Source organism: Streptococcus sp. DD11 (assembly GCF_001578865.1).
Classification (GTDB): Bacteria; Bacillota; Bacilli; order Lactobacillales; family Streptococcaceae; genus Streptococcus; species Streptococcus panodentis.
Genome location: NZ_KQ969456.1, coordinates 1 through 404 on the forward strand (window position 1 = coordinate 1; position 404 = coordinate 404).

1 protein-coding gene is annotated in these 404 nt (G+C 40.6%); it reads right to left on the reverse strand.

Annotated elements, in window-relative coordinates; translation table 11 throughout:
* Window positions 1–30: 30 nt before the first annotated feature.
* Window positions 31–192: a hypothetical protein gene (locus tag STRDD11_RS13825; RefSeq protein WP_164828524.1), complete on the reverse strand. Its 162-nt coding sequence runs from the start codon at window positions 190–192 to the stop codon at window positions 31–33.
* Window positions 193–404 lie beyond the last annotated feature (212 nt).

Sequence of the window (404 nt, forward strand, 5' to 3'; positions counted from 1 at the left end):
CTGGAAAACAAATTTGGCCAGAAAGGCCCGTCACATAGCATGGTTGGGAAAGTCATTGCGTCCTTTGCCCCGGTCCTGATTCAGGGCATGGATTAAGGGTTCATCTGGCAGGACTTGGAACACACGGGATAATTTTTCCAAATCTCCCAGATTTTCTTCCTCGAAGAGGTCAAGTTGTGTTATAATTTTCATGGGGAATCTCCTTTGTTTTGAGTTTTGACACCTTTATTATCAAGGATTTTCCCTTATTTGGAAAGCAAAAACTGTTTTTGGTCGTATTTTTCCCAAAACAGACAACAGCCCACTGGAAAACGTGATAAACACGTTCAGCTAGCGGGCTGTTTTTTATAACTATACCTCTGAAATATGATGAAATCAAGGTAAAAGAACTGCGTTATTGATTC